Source organism: Actinomadura citrea (assembly GCF_013409045.1).
GTDB classification, from domain to species: domain Bacteria; phylum Actinomycetota; class Actinomycetes; order Streptosporangiales; family Streptosporangiaceae; genus Spirillospora; species Spirillospora citrea.
The window spans coordinates 6,326,158-6,344,091 of sequence record NZ_JACCBT010000001.1; the positions used below are offsets into that span (position 1 = coordinate 6,326,158).

General features: G+C 73.2%; 15 protein-coding genes. 6 read left to right on the forward strand and 9 right to left on the reverse strand.

Annotated features, from left to right (window positions below):
• Nucleotides 1-129: 129 nt before the first annotated feature.
• Nucleotides 130-831, reverse strand: a complete 702-nt coding sequence (locus BJ999_RS29075) for a dihydrofolate reductase family protein (RefSeq protein ID WP_179836217.1) — start codon at nucleotides 829-831, stop codon at nucleotides 130-132.
• Between the two features lie 63 nt (nucleotides 832-894).
• Between BJ999_RS29075 and BJ999_RS29080 the strand changes: the two genes are divergently transcribed.
• A complete protein-coding gene (locus BJ999_RS29080) occupies nucleotides 895-1,986 on the forward strand; it encodes an ATP-dependent DNA ligase (protein ID WP_179836218.1) in 1,092 nt (363 codons plus the stop codon).
• A 46-nt stretch (nucleotides 1,987-2,032) separates the two neighbouring features.
• On the opposite strand, the gene BJ999_RS29085 is transcribed toward BJ999_RS29080, so the two are convergent.
• Complete coding sequence (locus tag BJ999_RS29085) at nucleotides 2,033-3,724, reverse strand: alkaline phosphatase D family protein (protein ID WP_179836219.1); 1,692 nt, start codon at nucleotides 3,722-3,724, stop codon at nucleotides 2,033-2,035.
• A gap of 222 nt (nucleotides 3,725-3,946) precedes the next feature.
• On the opposite strand from BJ999_RS29085, the gene BJ999_RS29090 reads away from it, so the two are divergent.
• The gene (locus tag BJ999_RS29090) at nucleotides 3,947-6,358 is read left to right on the forward strand and encodes a HelD family protein (protein ID WP_179836220.1); all 2,412 of its coding nucleotides are present in this window, start codon (nucleotides 3,947-3,949) and stop codon (nucleotides 6,356-6,358) included.
• On the opposite strand, the gene BJ999_RS29095 is transcribed toward BJ999_RS29090, so the two are convergent.
• Nucleotides 6,341-7,036, reverse strand: coding sequence for a FadR/GntR family transcriptional regulator (locus BJ999_RS29095; RefSeq protein WP_179836221.1), 696 nt, complete (start codon nucleotides 7,034-7,036; stop codon nucleotides 6,341-6,343). The two genes, BJ999_RS29090 and BJ999_RS29095, sit on opposite strands and share 18 nt — an antisense overlap.
• A 302-nt stretch (nucleotides 7,037-7,338) precedes the next feature.
• On the opposite strand from BJ999_RS29095, the gene leuA reads away from it, so the two are divergent.
• Nucleotides 7,339-9,015, forward strand: coding sequence for a 2-isopropylmalate synthase (leuA, locus tag BJ999_RS29100; protein ID WP_229810159.1), 1,677 nt, complete (start codon nucleotides 7,339-7,341; stop codon nucleotides 9,013-9,015).
• Here the strand turns inward: leuA and BJ999_RS43765 are convergent.
• Nucleotides 8,993-9,391, reverse strand: coding sequence for a DUF4236 domain-containing protein (locus tag BJ999_RS43765; RefSeq protein WP_308427225.1), 399 nt, complete (start codon nucleotides 9,389-9,391; stop codon nucleotides 8,993-8,995). The two genes, leuA and BJ999_RS43765, sit on opposite strands and share 23 nt — an antisense overlap.
• A gap of 51 nt (nucleotides 9,392-9,442) precedes the next feature.
• Between BJ999_RS43765 and BJ999_RS29110 the strand changes: the two genes are divergently transcribed.
• The gene (locus tag BJ999_RS29110; RefSeq protein ID WP_179836223.1) at nucleotides 9,443-11,383 is read left to right on the forward strand and encodes a Xaa-Pro dipeptidyl-peptidase; all 1,941 of its coding nucleotides are present in this window, start codon (nucleotides 9,443-9,445) and stop codon (nucleotides 11,381-11,383) included.
• Between the two features lie 63 nt (nucleotides 11,384-11,446).
• Here the strand turns inward: BJ999_RS29110 and BJ999_RS29115 are convergent, their stop codons facing one another.
• Together BJ999_RS29115 and BJ999_RS29120 are read right to left on the reverse strand one after the other, a co-directional pair.
• Nucleotides 11,447-12,217, reverse strand: a complete 771-nt coding sequence (locus BJ999_RS29115) for an MBL fold metallo-hydrolase (protein ID WP_179836224.1) — start codon at nucleotides 12,215-12,217, stop codon at nucleotides 11,447-11,449.
• Between the two features lie 63 nt (nucleotides 12,218-12,280).
• A complete protein-coding gene (locus BJ999_RS29120) occupies nucleotides 12,281-13,363 on the reverse strand; it encodes a DNA polymerase domain-containing protein (RefSeq protein WP_179836225.1) in 1,083 nt (360 codons plus the stop codon).
• Between the two features lie 64 nt (nucleotides 13,364-13,427).
• On the opposite strand from BJ999_RS29120, the gene msrB reads away from it, so the two are divergent.
• Nucleotides 13,428-13,829 carry a peptide-methionine (R)-S-oxide reductase MsrB gene (gene msrB / locus BJ999_RS29125; protein WP_179836226.1) on the forward strand — a complete coding sequence of 134 codons (402 nt, stop codon included), beginning with the start codon at nucleotides 13,428-13,430 and terminating at the stop codon, nucleotides 13,827-13,829.
• A gap of 37 nt (nucleotides 13,830-13,866) precedes the next feature.
• Here msrB and BJ999_RS29130 read toward each other — a convergent pair whose 3' ends face one another.
• From BJ999_RS29130 to hemG, 3 genes are read right to left on the reverse strand one after another with little or no spacing between them, the layout of a single operon-like run.
• Entirely contained in the window at nucleotides 13,867-14,436 is a 570-nt protein-coding gene (locus tag BJ999_RS29130) for a hypothetical protein (protein ID WP_179836227.1), read from the reverse strand.
• A gap of 60 nt (nucleotides 14,437-14,496) precedes the next feature.
• Complete coding sequence (gene hemQ, locus BJ999_RS29135) at nucleotides 14,497-15,195, reverse strand: hydrogen peroxide-dependent heme synthase (protein WP_179836228.1); 699 nt, start codon at nucleotides 15,193-15,195, stop codon at nucleotides 14,497-14,499.
• A complete protein-coding gene (gene hemG / locus BJ999_RS29140; RefSeq protein ID WP_229810101.1) occupies nucleotides 15,192-16,625 on the reverse strand; it encodes a protoporphyrinogen oxidase in 1,434 nt (477 codons plus the stop codon). Before hemG ends, hemQ begins: the two co-directional genes overlap by 4 nt.
• A gap of 127 nt (nucleotides 16,626-16,752) precedes the next feature.
• Between hemG and BJ999_RS29145 the strand changes: the two genes are divergently transcribed.
• A complete protein-coding gene (locus tag BJ999_RS29145) occupies nucleotides 16,753-17,871 on the forward strand; it encodes a beta propeller repeat protein (protein ID WP_179836230.1) in 1,119 nt (372 codons plus the stop codon).
• Nucleotides 17,872-17,934: the final 63 nt, after the last annotated feature.

The following is a 17,934-nucleotide window of genomic DNA, read 5'->3' on the forward strand; positions in this document are numbered from 1 at the left end:
CGGCATGACGGATTCGTACAGATTGGAGGACAGACCGTCACCACACCGGTCTGACCGGTCGCCGGGCGGCTGGATCCCCTCTGCGGATCCCCTCGGCGGATCCTCTCCGCGGAGCCGGGCGAGGCCGCGCTACACCAGCAGCCGGTAGCGGACGAACAGCACGCCCTCGTCCAGGTAGAGGGCGGCCGGGTCGAGCGGCACCTCGGCGTCCAGGCCCTCCAGCAGGCGGGTGTGGAGCGCGCCTCCGAGGAGGGTGGGGGCGATGTTGAGGCACAGCTCGTCCACGAGGGACGCCCTGATGAGCGCGGTGGCCAGCGAGGGGCCGCCCTCGCAGAGGAGACGGTCGAGGCCGAGGTCCTCGCGCAGCGCTCTCACGGCGGCGGGGAGGTCGACGTCGCCGTCGCCTTCCGCGACGGCCTGGAGGTGGCCCGGGACCTTGGCCCTGGCGTTCCGGGTCGTCACGACGATGGTGGGCGTTTCGGCCTCGGTGAACAGCGGGAGCGTCCAGTCGAGGTCGAGGGAGCGGCTCACCACGACGATGGGCGCGGGCGGCCCGCCGCGGCGCGCGCGCAGGTCGTCGCGCAGGCGCGCCGGGCCGAGGCGTCCCGTGCGGACGGTCCCGGCACCGACGACGATCCCGTCGGCCAGGGCGCGCAGGGTCCGGAAGACGCGGAAGTCGGCGGCGCCGCCGAGGCCGTCGGTCCAGCCCTCGGCGTCGGTGACGGACCCGTCCGCGCTCATGACCATGCCGAGCCGCAGGCGGGGCGGGTCCCCGTAGGCCTCGTAGGGATCGACGCCGCCGGCGGCGGGCTCGGGCAGCAGACGGCGCATGACCTGCACGTTATCGGACCCCCGGGATGCCCTTTTGTCGGTGCCGGGGCGCAAGATGGGGGGATGGACCTGCCGATCAGCCCGCCGCTGCCGCCGATGCTGGCCAAGGCGGTCAAGACCATGCCCAAGGGCGACCTGCTGTACGAGCCGAAGTGGGACGGGTTCCGCTGCATCGTCTTCCGCGACGGTGACGAGGTGGAGCTGTCCAGCCGCGGCGAGAAGCCGCTCACCCGCTACTTTCCCGAACTGGTCGAGGCCGTGCGGCGCGAGCTGCCCGAGCGGTGCGTGGTGGACGGCGAGATCGTGCTGCCCAAGGGGACGCGCCTCGACTTCGACGGCCTCCAGCAGCGCATCCACCCGGCCGCGTCACGGATCAAGCTCCTGTCGGAGCAGACCCCGGCGTCGTTCGTGGCGTTCGACCTGCTCGCCCTCGGGGACGAGTCGCTGATGGAGGTGCCGCTCGGCGAGCGGCGGCAGCGGCTCGTCGACGCCCTGGCCGGGGCGAAGGCGCCGATCCACGTCACGCCCGCGTCCGACTCCTACGAGCTGGCGCTGCGCTGGTTCGACGAGTTCGAGGGCGCCGGGCTGGACGGCGTCATCGCCAAGCCGCGGGACGTCCCGTACGAGCCCGACAAGCGCGTCCTGTTCAAGGTCAAGCACGAGCGGACGGCCGACTGCGTGGTGGCGGGCTTCCGCTGGCACAAGTCGGGGCCCATCGTGGGGTCGCTGCTGCTCGGGCTCTACAACACCGACGGCAACCTCCAGCACGTCGGCGTCGCGGCCTCGTTCACGATGAAGCGCCGCGCCGAACTGGTCGAGGAGCTGGAGCCCTACCGGCTGCAGGATCTCGCCCAGCACCCGTGGGCCGCGTGGGCGAACCAGACGGAGGCGACCGTCGACCGCATGCCCGGCGCGATCTCCCGCTGGACCGGCAAGAAGGACCTCAGCTGGGTTCCGCTGCGTCCGGAGCTGGTGGTCGAGGTGGCGTACGAGGCGATGGAGGGCGACCGGTTCCGGCACACCGCCCGGTTCCGGAACTGGCGTCCCGACCGGACGCCCGACTCCTGCACCTACGCCCAGCTGGAGGTGCCGGTGGCCTACGACCTCGACGACATCTTCGACGGCCCCGCGACGAGCCCGCGCGTGGACCGCTGAGGGCGGGGGCCGGCCGGGACGCCCCGCGCGTCCCGGCGGCCCGTCCTCAGGGCTGGGTCTCGTTCCGGACGGTCTGCCTGATCAGCTCCTGATCCGGCTGCGCCGCCGCCTTCGCCGAGGCGTAGGGCCGCAGGTAGGCCTGGTGGACGCCGGGGACGCGGTCCTCGATGACGAACGTCGCCTTGGTGGAGATGTCGGCGCCCGGGGTCCGGACGGTCGGGAGCGTCTTGAAGTCGGCCCTCATCTCCTCCTTGCCGATCCTCGTCAGCACGTAGCCGCGCTGGTTGTTGTAGAAGCGCAGGTGCGGGTTGATCTTGAGGTAGGGGTGGGCGGCGGGGTCGGAGTCCGCGCCGTCGCCGGTGCTGGTGATGGAGGTGCACACCAGCTCCGAGCCGACCGTCCTGGAGTTCGGGTCGTCGTAGTCGGCCTTCAGGTCGCTCGCCCAGTGCGCGTGGACGTCGCCGGTGAGGACGACGGGGTTGCGGACCTCGGCGTCCAGCCAGCCCTTGGTGATCCGGTCGCGGGAGGCGGCGTACCCGTCCCAGGAGTCCATCGAGGTCTTCTTGACGGGCCCGGCGGTGTTGTCGCGCTGGGCGAAGAACACCTGCTGGCCGAGGACGTCCCACCGGGCGGTGGAGCGGCGGAAGCCGTCGAGCAGCCACCGCTCCTGCTCGTCGCCGGTGATGGAGCGCTTCGGGTCGGTGGCGGCGGGGCAGTCCTTGTAGCCGTCGCCGCAGCCCTGGTCGTCGCGGAACTGGCGGGTGTCGAGCATGTGGAAGTTGGCCAGGCGGCCCCACCGCACCCGCCGGTAGACCTGGATGTCGGGGCCCGCGGGGATGGACCGGCGGCGCAGCGGCATGTTCTCGTAGTAGGCCTTGAACGCGGCGGCGCGGCGGGCGCGGAAGGCGTCCTCGGAGGGCGTGTCGGAGCCTTCCTCGGGGATGAGGTCGGCCCAGTTGTTCTCGACTTCGTGGTCGTCGAACACGACGAGCCACGGGGCGGCCTGGTGCGCGGCCTGCAGGTCCCGATCGGTCTTGTACTGGGCGTGCCGCAGCCGGTAGTCCGCGAGCCTGACCGTCTCGGGGCCCTCGTGGTCGCGGACGTTGCCGCCCGGGATCGTGTAGACGCCCTTCTTGTACTCGTACTGGTAGTCGCCCAGGTGCAGGACCAGGTCGGGGTGCTCCTCGGCCAGCCGCCGGTACGCGGTGAAGTAGCCGTGCTCGAACTGCGAGCACGACACGAAGGCCATGGCGAGGGCGGGGCCGAAGGTGGCCGGGTGGGGAGCGGTGCGCGTCCGCCCGACCGGGGAGACGTGGCCGTCCACGCGGAAGCGGTACCAGTAGTCGCGGCCGGGGCGCAGGCCGTTCAGTTCGACGTGGACGGAGTGGGCGGCGTCGGGGCGGGCGGCGGCGGTGCCGCGCCGGTCGATGCGGCGGAACCGCGAGTCGGAGGAGACCTCCCAGCGGACGGGGACGGTCCGGGCGGGCATGCCGCCGAGGCCGTTCTCGTCGTGCGGGTCCAGGGCCAGGCGGGTCCAGAGGACGAACCCGTCGGGTTCGGGGTCGCCGGAGGCAACGCCGAGGGTGAACGGATCGGCGGGCAGGGCGCGGCCGCGGGGGGCTGCCTGGGCGGTGCCGGGTGCGCCGGTCACGGCGACGGCGGTGAGGAGTCCGCTGGTGGCGAGCCCGCTGGAGGCGAGGAAGGCGCGCCGGTTCAGCGGGCGGGCGGAGTCGGCCATGGAGGGTGACCTTTCGGAGGGGTCCGGCAGTGCTGCTCGCCGGACAGCCTCACGAAGATCGATGACCAGGGGGTTCCGCGCGGATGACGCCCGCCACAACAGAGACGATCTTTTTGGACGGCGTTAGAAGATCACGCGGTGCGCGTGCGAGGATGCTAGACTTCCGAGTCGCAAATGCGCATAGAGATACTCCACCCTATGAATAGGGAGTGTAGTCGAGGCATGGGACATCGTCAAGCGGGCGCTGTCAACCCCGCACGGGAAGAGAAGGCGGCGCGGGCCGCCGTGCGCGTCGAGCAGGAGTACGTGTCCCGCGTGTACGCGCGGCTCGACGCCGAAAGGGACAGGGCCGCGACCGCGCTGCGGGAGGGCCCGGCGGCGGGCGGCGGCGCCGCCTTCCAGGCGCGGGTCGAGAGCGCCATCGCCACCGACGAGGCGGCCCGGCGGCTCGTCCGGCTGAACGCCGTCGAGCACGGCCTGTGCTTCGGGCGCATCGACCACCGCGCCGACGCGGACGGCTCCGGCGACACCTTTTACGTCGGCCGCATCGGCCTGCGCGACGAGGACCACGAGCCCGTCCTGATCGACTGGCGCGCCACCGCGGCCCGGCCGTTCTACACCGCCACTCCGGGGGCGCCCGGCACCCTCGCGCGCCGCCGCCACCTGCACCTGCGCCACCGCGAGGTCGTCCGGCTGGACGACGAGGTGTTCGACCTGGAGGGCCTGGAGGAGTCCGAGCGCGGCGGCATCGTCGGCGAGGCCGCCCTGCTGGCCACCCTCCGCCGCGGCAGGACGGGCCGGATGAGCGACGTCGTCGCGACCATCCAGGAGGAGCAGGACCAGGTCATCCGCTCCGGCCTCCAGGGGGTGCTGGTCGTCCAGGGGGGCCCCGGCACCGGCAAGACGGTCGCCGCGCTGCACCGGGCCGCCTACCTCCTCTACACGCACCGCGACGTCCTGGAGCGGCGCGGCGTCCTCATCGTGGGCCCGAACGCCACGTTCCTGCGCTACATCGAGCAGGTGCTCCCCGGCCTGGGCGAGACGGACGTCGCGCTCGCCACGGTCGGCGAGCTGTACCCGGGGCTCAAGGCGGCGGCCGCCGAGACGCCCGCGGCCGCCGTCGTCAAGGGCGGCCTGCGCATGGCCGGCCTCGTGGAGGCGGCCGTCCGCGACCGGCAGCGCGTCCCCGCCGGCGGGCTGCGCATCGAGGCCGACGGCCTCACCCTGGTCGTGGAGGCCGACAAGTGCGAGCAGATCCGTGAACGCGCCCGTGCCCTGCGCGCCCCGCACAACATCCAGCGGCGCCGCTTCGTCCACGACATGCTGGAGGCGCTCGCCTTCAACCGGGCCGAGCAGTTCGACCGCATCATGGACGAGCCGCTCGAAGAGATCGCCAAGTCCGGCGGGCTGCCCGCCTGGCTCCAGGAGCTGGTCGACGAGGCCGAGGACGAGCCCCTTCTGGACGAGACGGACCTCCGCATGGCCAAGGAGGCCCTCTGGCAGGATCCGGCCGTCAGGTCCGCCCTGGACGAGCTCTGGCCGGACCTGACCCCCGAGCGGCTCCTCACCGACTTCTACGCCTCCGCCGAGGCGGTGGCGCGCGTGGGCGCCGAGGCCGGCCTCTCCCCTGACGAGCGGGCGCTCCTGCACCGCCCGCCCGGCTCACCGTGGACGATCTCCGACGTCCCCCTGCTGGACGAGGCCGCCGAGCTCCTCGGCAAGGACGACTCCGACGACAGGGCCCGCGCCCGTGCGGCGCAGGCCGCGCTCGCCGAGGAGGAGCGCTACGCCCGCGAGGTCATGCAGACGACCGACGGCACCGAGATGATCCTGGCGAGCGACCTGATCTCCGCGAGCGAGCTGGCCGAGCGCCACCACGACGCCGGCCCGCGCCTCACCACCGCCCAGCGCGCCATGGCCGACCGCGAATGGGCCTACGGCCACGTCATCGTGGACGAGGCGCAGGAGCTCTCGGAGATGGCGTGGCGGACCGTGATGCGCCGCGTCCCGACGCGCTCCCTCACGGTCGTCGGCGACATCGCCCAGACCGGCAGCGCGGCCGGCGCGGCGTCGTGGGGCCAGATGCTCGACCGCTACGTCCCGGGCCGGTGGCGCGAGCAGCGGCTCATGGTCAACTACCGCACCCCCGCCGCCATCATGAAGGTCGCCGCGGACGTCCTGGCCGCCGTCGCCCCGGACCAGACGCCGCCCGAACCGGTCCGCGACGACGGGCCGCCGCCGGCCGCGGTCGCGCTTCCGGTCGAGGAGCTGCCGTCCCTCGTCCGCTCGGAGCTGGTCCTCGTGACCGGCGGCGAGGACATCGGCGGCGCCTTCAAGGAGGGCCGCCTCGCCGTCATCGCCTCGGCGGCGCGCCACGCCGGCGTGCTGCGGGCTCTCCCGGACGCCGCCGTCGGCGCCACCCCCGAGGCCCTCGACTCGCCCGTGGTCGTCCTGACCGCCGAGGAGGCCAAGGGCCTGGAGTTCGACTCGGTCGTCGTCGTCGACCCGTCCGGGATCCTCGCCGAGTCCGCCAAGGGCGGCCAGGACCTCTACGTCTCGCTCACCAGGGCCACCCGCCGCCTGACCGTCGTCCACGACGGTGACCTGCCGCCCCTCCTATCGGCTCTGGAGTAGGCCGGTCAGGGTCCGGTCGAGCTCGGCCCTGATGACGTCGCTCGCCGCCGCCGGGTCCTGGGCGCGGACGGCCTCGACCAGGGCGGCGTGGGCGGCCCTGCCGTGGGCGTGGTCGGACGCGCGGACGTCGACGAGGGAGGCGAGGTCGAGCAGGCCGTCGCGCAGGACGGGCACGAACCCGGCGAACAGGTCGGCGAGGACCGGGTTGTGCGCGGCGGCGATGACGGCGGTGTGCAGGGCGATGTCGGCGTCGATGAACGCCTCGACGCCGGGGCCGGCGAGGGCCGTGTCGCGGTCGGCGAGCGCCCGGTCGAGGGCGGCCAGGTCGTCCGGGGTGCGGCGCTCGGCGGCCAGCTCGGCGGCACGGACCTCCACCATGGCGCGGATCTCGTAGACGTCGGCGACGGAGGCGCGGCGGAGCCGGGCGGGCCAGTCCTCGGCCGGCTCGGTCGCGACGACGAAGACGCCCGCGCCCTGCCGGGCCTGCACGAGACCGGCTCCGGCCAGGGCGCGCAGGGCCTCGCGGACGGTGGAGCGGCCCACGCCCAGCTCCGTGGCGAGGGTCGTCTCACCGGGCAGCCGCGTGCCGACCGGCCACGCCCCGGCGGCGATCTGGTCGCGCAGCCGCTGCGCGGCCTGCTCGACGAGCGGGCTGGGACGGAGCGGGCCGAGCGGCATCGGGAGTCCTCCGGGGACGGCGGCGGGCCTCCAGACTAGGCCACCTCAGCTTGTCTGAGGAGCTGAGGTGTGGTTGGGTGGGCGACGTGTCGTGGCAGGGCCTTCTTCTCGGTCGCCGCGGCGGGGCCTGATCCGGACCGGCACCCCGCCGCGGGGTCCGGTGCTGCCGGTCGTCCGGCGATCGAACGAGGAACAGGCCCATGAACGTCCCGACCCCGCGCACGCACTTCCCCACCCTCCACACCCCGTCCGGCCCGGTGGCGGACGGCGCGCCCTTCTGGAACCCCCAGCGCGGCAGCTCCATGCCGTTCCACCGGTACCGGTCCGCCCACGAGCGCGTGCCGTCGCCCGTGCCGGACGTCGAGCGCACCTGGCCGTCCGGGCGCATCGAGAGCGCGCCCCTGTGGGTGCCCGTCGACCTGCGGGACGGCAACCAGGCGCTGGCCGAGCCCATGGACACCGCCCGCAAGCGCCGCATGTTCGACCTGCTCGTCACGATGGGCTTCAAGGAGATCGAGGTCGGCTATCCCTCGGCCAGCCGGACCGACTTCGACTTCGTCCGGCACCTGGCCGAGACCGGCGTGCCGGACGACGTGACGCCCGTGGTGTTCACGCCCGCGCGCGGGGAGCTGATCGAGCGGACGTTCGCGTCCATCGAGGGGCTGCCCAGGGCCGTCGTCCACCTGTACACGGCGACGGGGCCGGTGTGGCGGGACGTCGTGCTCGGGGCCGGCCGGGACGGGGTGCGGCGGCTGATCATGGACGGCGCGGCCGACGTGGCGCGGCTCGCCGGGCCCGGCGTGCGGTTCGAGTTCTCCCCCGAGACGTTCAACGTCACCGAACCCGACTACGCCCTGGAGGTGTGCGACGCGGTCACCGCGCTGTGGGACGCCTCCCCCGAACGCCCGGTGATCCTGAACCTGCCGGCCACGGTCGAGATCGCCACTCCGAACGTGTACGCCGACCAGATCGAGTACATGCACCGCAACCTGGCCAGGCGCGACGCGGTCATCCTGTCGGTCCACCCGCACAACGACCGCGGGACGGGCGTCGCGTGCGCGGAGCTGGCGATGCTGGCCGGCGCGCAGCGGGTCGAGGGCTGCCTCTTCGGCAACGGGGAGCGGACGGGCAACGTCGACCTGGTCACGCTGGCGCTGAACCTGCACGCGCAGGGCGTCGACCCGCGGATCGACTTCTCCGACATCGACGAGATCCGGCGGACGGTCGAGCACTGCAACCGGCTGCCCGTCCACGAGCGGCATCCGTACGGCGGCGACCTGGTGTACACGGCGTTCTCAGGCACCCACCAGGACGCGATCGGCAAGGGCATGGCCCGCCACGCGCGGCTCGCCGGGGAGCGGGGCGTGCCGCCGGAGGCGCTGCCGTGGGACGTGCCGTACCTGCCGATCGACCCGGCCGACGTCGGGCGCGGGTACGAGGCGGTCATCCGCGTCAACAGCCAGTCCGGGAAGGGCGGCATCTCCTACCTGCTGCGCACGGGGCACGGGCTCGACCTGCCGCGCCGCCTGCAGATCGAGTTCTCCCAGGTCGTGCAGCGGGCGACGGACGGCAGCGGCGAAGAGGTCACGGCGGACGAGCTGTGGGAGCTGTTCCGCGCTGAGTACCTCGACCGGCCGGGGCCGGTCCAGGTGACCGGATGGCGGACCTCCAGCACCGGCCCGGCGCGGCACGACTTCACCGGCGTCGTCCGGGTCGACGGCGACGAGCGCGAGCACACCGGCACGGGCAACGGCCCGCTGGACGCGCTGACCGGCGCGCTGGCGTCCGCCGGGATCAAGGTGGACGTCCTGCAGTACGCCGAGCACTCGGCCGGGGCCGGGCGGGACGCCGTGGCCGTCGGTTACGCCGAATGCCGCGTGGACGGCGCGACCCGCTGGGGCGCGGGCCGCGACACGTCCGTGCTCAACGCGTCGGTGGAGGCCGTCCTGTCGGCGGTCAATCGCGCGAAGAGCGGCTAGACGACTTCAGGGACCGTCGCCACGACAGGCCCGTTCCGGGGATGCGCAACGTCATGTGACGGCGCCCGTCGGCCGAGCGGGTGTAGCGGGCTCCGCGCCCTCCAACGCTGTGCCCGACGCCCTTCTTGGAGAAGTTGAGGCGGAACGGACCCATCCTGAGTGACTTCCTATAGCTCCAACCCATGAGGCGGGGGTGCCCGGCCGGCGCGCCGGGCATCCCCGCGACCCTTTCCCGGACAACCGAAATCTGCAATAGGGACATTTCCGCCTTGGCAAGGGCAGGAGGTGACCACATCCGGGCCGACTTCGTCGCACGCCGCCCTTTACCCGTGCCCTCCAGACGAGGAGCCTGTGCCCCGTCGGAGATCATTTTCATACTCGGAGGTGCGGGTTGGCCAGGCGATCCCTGAGACGAACCCGGCGGACCATGACGGTGGCCGTGCTGACCGGCGCGGCGCTCGCGGGCACGGGCGGCGGCGCGACGGCGCTGGCCGGGACGTCCCCCAAGATCGTGGTGAGGGGCGGGGTCACCCAGCCCGTCTTCTCCTACAAGGACGCGATCCGCGAGCACGTCTACGTCGAGTCCGGCGTGGACAGCGACCGGGACGGCAAGAAGGACCGCGTCAACGTGGACATCATCCGGCCGAAGGAGACCGAGCACGGTCTGAGGGTGCCGGTGATCATGGATGAGAGCCCCTACTACGACAACGCGGGGCGCGGCAACGAGAGCGAGCGCAAGACCTACGACGCGAACGGGAACCCGGTGAAGTTCCCGCTCTACTACGACAACTACTTCGTGCCGCGCGGGTACGCGTTCCTCGCCGTGGACATGGTCGGGACGACCCGCTCCGACGGCTGCCCGGTCAGCGGCGGCCCGACCGACGTCCTCGGCGGCAAGGCCGTGATCGACTGGCTCAACGGGCGCGCCCGGGCCTACCGGCCGGACGGCAGCCCGGCGAAGGCGACCTGGACGACCGGCCGCACCGGCATGATCGGCAAGTCCTACGACGGGACGCTCGCCAACGGCGTGGCGGCCACCGGCGTCGAGGGGCTGGAGACGATCGTCCCCATCTCGGCGATCAGCAGCTGGTACGACTACAGCCGGATGAACGGCGTGAAGTACTGGACCGACGAGCAGCCGTGGCTGGCGAGCTACGTCGACACCGACCCGCCCGAGAAGTGCGCCGCCGTGAACGCCGACCTCGACAAGGGGGAGGACGACGACACCGGCGACTACAACGGCTACTGGAAGACCGCCGACTACCGGGACGGGACGATCGGCCGCGCGTCCCGCGTGCACGCGAGCATCTTCGCCGCCCACGGGGTCAACGACCTGAACGTGAAGGACGACCACTTCGCCGAATGGTGGAACGCGCTCGCGCGCCGCGGCGTCCAGCGCAAGGTCTGGCTGACGCAGCGCGGCCACGTCGATCCGTTCGACACCCGGCGGGACGCATGGGTGGCGACCCTGCACAAGTGGTTCGACCACGAGCTGCAGCGGATCCCCAACGACATCATGCGGCAGCCGCGCGCCGACATCGAGATCGGCCCGGACCAGTGGATCACCCAGCGGGACTGGCCGGCCCGGGACGCGCGCAGCGTCGTCCTGCGCCCCGGCGAGGGCGGCTCCCTCGGCCTGAAGCCGGCCGCGGCGGGCGCGACCGCCGCCTTCACCGACGCCGCAGGCCCCCAGGGCGCGGGCCTGCCCGAGGACGCGATGGTCGCCGACCCCACGGCGGCGCAGCCGTACCGGGCGGCGTTCGTGTCGGCCCCGCTGCCGGGGACGGGGCGCCTGTCCGGGACCCCGGACGCCCGGTTGAAGATCAAGCTGGACAGGCCGACGTCGAACCTGACGGCGCTGCTGGTCGACTACGGCGACGACACCCGCGTGGACTACCTCGGCGCCGGCTCCGGCATCCGCACGCTGACCACCGAGGACTGCCACGGTGAGAGCACGCCCGCCGACGACGCCTGCTACAGGCGGACGGAGGTCACCACCGTGACCTCGCCGGTGAACGTGATCGCCCGCGGCTGGCTCGACGCCCAGAACGACCGGTCGCTGAGCCGCCCGACACCGCTGGTGCCCGGCCGCTACTACGGCGTCCGCTGGCAGACGCTGAGCCAGGAGTACCTGCTGAAGAAGGGCCACCGGCTGGCCCTGGTCCTCGCCGGGACGGACGCCGACTACAACACCGAGACGCCGACGGGCGCCCAGGTGACGGTGGACCTGCGCGGGAGCTCCGTCAGCATCCCGGTCGTCGCGGCCCAGGACGACGTGACCACCCTCCTCGCCCCGCCGCGTCCCGCCGAGACCTGGCGCGGCCCGGCCAAGGTGAACCTCCCCGTCCAGGAGCGCAAGCTCTACTGATCCCCTGACACGCAGACCCGGCCGTGAGGCCCGCCGCCCCCGAGGCGGCGGGCCTCACCCGCGTCACAACACGACGCTCTCGCCGACTCCGACGAGGTGGAGGCGATCGGTCAGCCCCGCCCGCTCGAAGGCCGGCGCCAGGGTGTCGCGGCCCTGGGAGAAATGCGCCCAGCCCTCGAAGTGCAGCGGGACGATCTGGGCGGCGCCCAGGATGACGGCGGCCTCGGCCGCGCCCTCGCTGGTCAAAGTGAGGTAGGCGTCGCCGACGAGCGGGGTCTGGGCACCACCGGCGAAGAGCACGGCGACGTCGAACGGGGCGAACCGCCCGGCGACGGCCCGGACCACGTCGAGGGACGCGTTGTCGCCGCTCACATAGGTCGTGGGCAGGCCCTCGCCGGAAAGGACGAAGCCGGTGACCGGGCCCGTCAGATGCGCGGTGCCGTCCGGACCGTGCTGGGCGGGGACACCGGTGACGCGGAGCGTCCCGCCGTCCGGGCGGGGCAGTTCGGCGTGCTCCCAGTTCGGCAGCGCGCGGGCGGTGCCGCCGAGGCGTCCGGCGGCGGCCTCCGTCGTCAGGGTCAGCGGAACCCCGGCCAGGTAGGCCCGGCCGCCCGTGTCCAGGTTGTCCGGGTGCTGGTCGTGGGACAGCAGCACCGCGTCGACCCGGCCGACGTCCGCCGGGCCGAGCACCGGCCCGGCGGTCTTGGTCAGCTTCCGCGACCCCATCGGGTAGTCGCCGGGCGGGTCGAACGTGGGGTCGACGACGAGCCGCACGCCTCCGATCTCCAGGATCGCGCTCGGCCCTCCGAGATACCGGATGGTCAATATGGACATCGCTCCGCCTCCGCTTCGACCGGCTGCCACCCGGTGCAAGAAAGGCCGTGCGGCGGAAATTCCCTAGTGGTCGCCGGTGTCCTTGCTGGGCTGGACGCGCTTGGGCTCGCCGGGCATCTTCGGGTAGTTCGGCGGGTACGGCATGTCGCCGAGGCCGTGGTCCTTCTCGTCGCGGTCGGCCATGTCGAGGAGGGCGTCCAGGGAGAAGGACGCGTCGTCGATCGAGGCGTGCAGGTCGCCCAGCTCGGCGAAGCGGGCGGGCATCGTGGCGATCGTGAAGTCGCGCGGGTCGACGCCGGACAGCTCCTCCCAGGTCACGGGCGCCGACACCGGGGCGTGCGGGGCCGGCCGGACGCTGTAGGCGGACGCGATCGTGCGGTCGCGCGCGTTCTGGTTGAAGTCGATGAAGATCTGCTCGCCCCGCTCCTCCTTCCACCACTTCGTGGTGACCTCGGCGGGGGCGCGGCGCTCCACCTCGCGGCCGAAGGCGAGGGCGGCCCGGCGGACCTCGGTGAACGTCCAGCGCGGCTCGATGCGGACGTAGATGTGCACGCCGCCCTTGCCGGACGTCTTGACGTACCCGGTGTAGCCCAGCTCCGCGAGCAGGTCGCGGGCCGGGCCGAGCGCCACCCGGACGGCGTCGGCGAAGTCGGTGCCGGGCTGCGGGTCGAGGTCGATGCGCAGCTCGTCCGGATGGTCGACGTCGCCCTTGCGGACGGGCCACGGGTGGAAGGTCAGCGTCCCGAGGTTGGCCGCCCAGGCGATCACGGCGACCTCGGTCGGGCAGACCTCGTCGGCGGAGCGCCCGCTGGGGAAGGCGATCCGGGCGGTCCGCACCCAGTCGGGCGCGCCCTTCGGAATGCGCTTCTGGTAGAACGCGTCGGACTTCCCGGCCCCCATGCCCGCCTGGCCGCGCGCGTAGTCCTCGCGGGTGGCCATGCGGGCGCCCTCGAAGACCCCGGCGGGCCAGCGTTCCAGCGTCGTCGGGCGGTCGCGGGTGGCGCGAAGGATCCCCTCCCCCACGGCCACGTAGTACTCCACGAGCTGCCGCTTGGTGTAGCCGTGCTCGGGGAAGTAGACCTTGTCGGGATTGGTCACCTTGACGAGGCGATCCCCGACCGGGATCTCGATGAAGGGCGAGGCCATAACCGCACGGTAACCCACGGGCACGACAGTCCTCCCCGGCGGCGCCGCCGGGTACGGTCGAACCATGGAGAAGATCCGCAAAAGCGAGGACGAGTGGCGGGCCCGGCTCAGCCCGGAGGAGTACCACGTGCTGCGGGAGGCGGGCACCGAGAAGCCCTTCACCGGCGAGTACACCGACACCAAGACCATCGGTGTGTACCGGTGCCGCGCCTGCGGGACGGAGCTGTTCCGGTCGGAGACCAAGTTCGAGAGCCACTGCGGCTGGCCGTCGTTCTTCGCGCCGTCCGACTCCGACGCGGTCACGCTGATCGAGGACGGCTCCCTCGGCATGGTCCGTACCGAGGTCCGCTGCGCGGTGTGCGACTCGCATCTCGGGCACGTCTTCCACGGCGAGGGCTACGACACCCCGACCGACGACCGCTACTGCATCAATTCGATCTCCCTCACCCTCGAACCGGCCGAATGACGCGACCTCCCCGGGCCCTGACGCAGCCCGGCGGCTGCTAGGGGGTCTCGGGGACCTCGCAGTCGTCCTTGTCGCTCTGCTTGTTGGCCAGCACGACGCTGCCGTTGTCGTCGCTCTTGCCGTGGACGAAGACGCGGGGCTCGTCGTCGCCGCCGTCCTTGAGGAACTGGGTCGTCCACTTGCACAGGTCGATGGCCGGATCGGAGTTCTCGTCGGACTCCCCGAGGTCGGTGTAGACGCGCACGAAGCTGCCGCTGCGGCGGACGTCGGTGACGTGCTTGACGACCTTCCCGCCGGGGTCCTTCGTCTCGAAGTACGGCACCGCGTCGGTGATCTCGTCGGGGTCCCCGACGCGCTCGTTCGGGGACGGGGCGGCCGCCGTGCGGGCGGCGACGGCGGCGCGGGGCGCGGGGCCCGAGCCGCCGGGCAGCGCCAGGACGGCGACGGCCGCGAGCACCGCGACCGTGGCGGTCACCGCCCCGGCGACGCCCAGCCGGCGTCGCCGGGAGCCTCGCAGGGACGCGATCAGGCGGTGCAGGCGGGTGGAGAACTCGGACGGCGGCCGGGCGTGCCGTCCGCGGGTGTGCCGGGCGGGAGACTTGGTCACGGACGGCACTTTACTGCCGGCCGCCCCCGCCCCACGCGCGATTCGGAGTGATGAGGCGGGCTAGGCCAGGCCGGCGACCAGTTCGGCGACCGGCTTGCGGCGACCCGTGTAGAACGGCACTTCCTCGCGGGTGTGCAGGCGGGCCCTCGCGCCCCGCAGGTGCCGCATCAGGTCGACGATGCGGTGCAGCTCGTCGGCCTCGAACGCCAGCATCCACTCGTAGTCGCCGAGCGCGAACGCCGACACCGTGTTGGCGCGGACGTCGGGGTAGTCGCGCGCCATCTTCCCGTGCTCGGCGAGCATCGCGCGGCGCTCCTCGTCCGGCAGCAGGTACCACTCGTAGGAGCGGACGAACGGGTAGACGCACACGTAGGCGCGGGGCTCCTCGTCGGCGAGGAACGCCGGGATGTGGCTCTTGTTGAACTCCGCCGGGCGGTGCAGCGCCATCTGCGACCACACCGGCTCGCTCGCGCGGCCCAGCGCCGTCCGCCGGAACCGGGTGTAGACCTCCTGCAGGTCGTCGGACGTGGGCGCGTGCCACCAGAACATGTAGTCGGCGTCCGCCCGCAGGCCCGCGACGTCGTAGGCGCCGCGCGTGGTGACGTCCTTCTGGGCGGCCTGGTCGAGGAGGTCCTGCACCTCCGCCGCCTCCTGCTCGCCCACGGTTCCCGGGTTCGCGACCCGGAACACCGACCACATGGTGTAGCGGATGACGTTGTTGAGTTCGCGCGCCTTCGGCTTGCCCGGCTGCTCCGTCATGGTCCCACTCCTTCTCGACTGCGCAAATGGTCCAGCACGCGGAGCGCCGCCGCACGCGCGGAGGCGATGCATGCGGGGATGCCGAGGCCGTCGTAGGCGGCGCCCGCGACGGCCAGCCCCGGCGCTCCGGCGACCGCGGCCCGGACCTTGGCCACGCGGTCGGCGTGGCCCACGTTGTACTGCGGGAGACCGCCGCCCCAGCGGGTCACCCGGCTCTCGGCGGGCAGCTCGGTGACCCCGCACGTCGCGGCGAGCTCGGCCATCGCGGTCGCGATGAGCTCCTCGTCGGTCCGCTGGAGCGTGTGCTCCTCGCCGTACCGGCCGATGGAGCAGCGCACCGCGACGACGCCCGGGTCGCGCTCGCGCAGGTGCGGCCACTTCAGCGAGCTGAACGTGACGGCCTTGACCCCGCGGCCGCCGCGGGCGGTGTCGCTCTCCACGTTCGGGACGAGGTAGCCGCTGCCCTCCGGGAGCCGCGGGAACGCGGTGACCCGGTAGGCGAGCGTGATGATCGCCATGCTGGCGTACTCGATGCCGCCCAGCTCCCGCGCGGCGGCGGGGACGTCCGGCTCCAGCAGCCGGGACGCCGGGGCCGCCGGCACCGCGACCACCACCGCGTTGGCGTCGAGGCTCTCGGGGTCGCGGGCCGGGCCCACGGTCAGCCGCCAGCCGTTCTCGCGGCGGCGCAGCCCGCGGACCGTGGCGCCTGTCCTGACCGTCCCGCCGGCCTCGGTGATGTCGGCGGCGACCAGGTGCGGGAGCGTGCCGAGGCCGTCCGGCAGCGTGGCGAACACCGGGCCGGGGTTCTTCGGCGCGGCGTCCCGGATGCCCTGGACGGCGTGGATCAGCGACCGGTGGGAGCGCGCGGCGGCGGCGACGGCGGGCAGCGTGGACTCGAAGGACAGCCGCTCGGCCCGTCCCGCGTAGACGCCGCCGAGCAGCGGCTCCACGAGCCGGTCGACGACCTCGCCGCCGAGGCGGGCGCCGATGTAGTCGGCGACGGACACGTCACCGCCGCGCGGCGTCTCCGGCAGCACGAGGTCGAGGGGGACGCGCGCGAGCCCGGACGGCGACAGCACGTGCGCGGCGGCCAGCGCCTTCAGGTCGGACGGGACGCCCATCACCTGGCCGGACGGGATGGGCCGCAGCGCGCCGCGGCTGAGGATCCCCGAGGACGTGGTGCCGGGGTTCACCAGGTCGCCGGAGCGGCCGAGGTCGCGCACCAGGTCCAGGCCCTCGGGACGGCGGGCGAGCATCGACTCGGCGCCCTCGTCCACCGGGATCCCGGCGATCTCGCTGACCCGCAGCTTCCCGCCGATCCGGGGGGAGCCCTCCAGGACCGTCACCCGGACGCCCTCCCGGACGAGCATGCGCGCGGCGGCGAGGCCCGCGATGCCGCCCCCGACGACAACGGCATGGGACGTGGTCATGCCTCCAGCCTCCCAGACGCCTCGCCGGATCGCGCACCGGGGCGGGCCCGGCGCCGCGCTCGGGCGCCCGGATTTTTGTCGCGGAGATGACAAGACCTCAAGACCGCGCCAGTGAATACTGGCACCCATGATGCCTCGGAAGACCTCCGCCCTCGTCACGGCGGCTCTCACGGCCGGAGTGCTCGCGACCGGAGGGCTCGCGTCCCCCGCGTCGGCCGCGGCCCGCGGCCGGTTCGCACCGGTCCCGCTGCCGTTCTTCTGGCCGAACAACAGCCTCTACGACGTCGACGCCGCCTCGCCCGACAGCGTCTGGATCGCCGGGAACCAGGGCGAACTGGTGATCCCCGGCCCGATCCCGGGCACCGGGCAGAGCATCCCGGGAAACCCCGTCGTCCGGCGCTGGAAGGACGCCCGCTGGGTCGAGTACGGCCTCCAGAACCTGTCCGCCCGCGGCACCATCGCCGACGTCGACGCGGCCGGTCCCGAGGACGTGTGGATCACCGGCCCGAAGTACGGCTCGGGCGACACGGCCACGGTGACCCCCTACGTGGCGCATTTCACCGGGTCGCGGTTCGAGCAGGTGGCACTGCCGTCCGGCGCCCGCGCCGCGGACCTCCAGGCGAGGGCCGACGGCGTCTGGGTCGGCACCGACGGCGACGTCTACCGCCGGACGGGCGATACCTGGACGCACATCACCGCCATCCCTGACATGCAGCGGTACGCGTCCTACATCCGGGCCGACGACGACATCTGGTTCCTCGGCACCGCCTCCCGCACCGACCAGACGCTCGCCGCACACCACTGGGACGGGCGATCCTGGCGGAGCGTCCCCGTGCACGAGCCCGTCCCCGGGACCGGCTTCACCGACATGATCGCCCTCTCCCCCACCGACGCCTGGGCCACCGGCATCAGTTACCGCACGTCCCCGGCCTCACCCGTCCTGATGCACTGGAACGGCACGGCCTGGACGGGCGTCACCCCGCCGCCCGGCCTCAACGCCCTCACCAGGATCGTCGAGGGCGAGGACGGGACGCTGTGGGCGCTCGGGCACTCGCTCGACGAGCCCGCCGAGCCCGGCCTGCTCCGCTACGGCGGCGGGACCTGGGAGCGCGTCCCGACCACCGCCGTGCCCAACAGGAGCAACATCTACGCGACCGCGCTCGCGGTCGTCCCCGGTACCGGCGCCCTGTGGACGCTCGGGTCCGTGAACATCGGCGGGCCGGTCGTCCTCACCGACGGCCCGTGATCACCGCGTGCCCGCTTCGTGCCCGGATCGCGACCGGCCCCGGGGAACGGTGATCCGCCGCAC